The 905-nt window shown below is 65.6% G+C and carries 2 protein-coding genes; both read right to left on the bottom strand.

Annotated elements, in window-relative coordinates:
- Positions 1–356 (bottom strand): NYN domain-containing protein (locus AC1DQC_RS19750; protein WP_477052931.1); only part of this gene is annotated, 356 nt, incomplete at its 3' end.
- Positions 357–570: 214 nt separating this feature from the next.
- On the bottom strand, positions 571–905 hold a 335-nt coding region (locus AC1DQC_RS19755; protein ID WP_477052932.1), incomplete at its 5' end, for a DnaB-like helicase C-terminal domain-containing protein.

Raw genomic sequence — 905 nt, forward strand, 5'->3', positions numbered from 1 at the left:
AGGAAGAACACGTCGGACGTGCCGTTGCGGGCGTGGGTCACCAGGTCGAGGCCGATGCGCAGGTCGACCCCTTTCTGCTCGCCGTTGACGCCGAACCGACCGAGCCGGAGCTTGACCTTGGACAGCTCGCCGATGCGCTCCTGCTGGCTGTCCGGGATCCCGTTGCGGGCCGAGTCGTACCAGTGGACCCGCAGCAGCGGCAGGCCCGACCGGACCTCCGCGGCGTCGACCAGTGAGCGGATCAGCTTGGCGTAGTCGACATGGATTCCGCTCCGGAGGGAGGTACCGGTGAGCCGGGTCGCGGCAGAAGCGAGTAGGTATCCGGTGTCGATGTAGAGGGAGCAGGTCGATCGCATGGGTCACTATGGCACGCGTGGCCAGGCGGTCCGGCTTGGTGAACACCGAGGGTTCGTGTCCTCGGTCAGTTCGTGCAGCCGGGCAGCGGTGGTGGACGGCCGAGCGAGGGAGTCAGCGCCGGCTACCGCGGGTGAGAACGCGATCGCGAGGTCACGGGACGGATGCGGTGTCCCAGCGGGAGTGACTCACCCGTTTTCTACACCGTAGAATTTCTTACACCGTACGACGCATCGGYTCRTCGGTGCTCGCMARATGCCCGTGCCAGGCCCTCTCAAACTGCGTTTGTGCAGCTCCGTGCCTATTTTTTAAGATCAGACCGGTGATCTCGCCGGCGGTGGACATACCGGCCTGCCCGTCGATTGCGTGAGCGCGGTGCAACGCGAGGACGATGTCGGCGTCCTCCTCGATCGATCCGGATTCCTTGAGCTCGTCGAGCCGGGGCAGCTTGTTGGGGTCGGCGGCGGACCGGTTGAACTGCGAGCCGACGACGACGACCAGCTCAAGTTCCCGGGCCAGAAGTTTCAGGCCGCGGGTGAACCGCCCTACCT

The organism is Cellulomonas sp. P4_H12, from assembly GCF_056400905.1.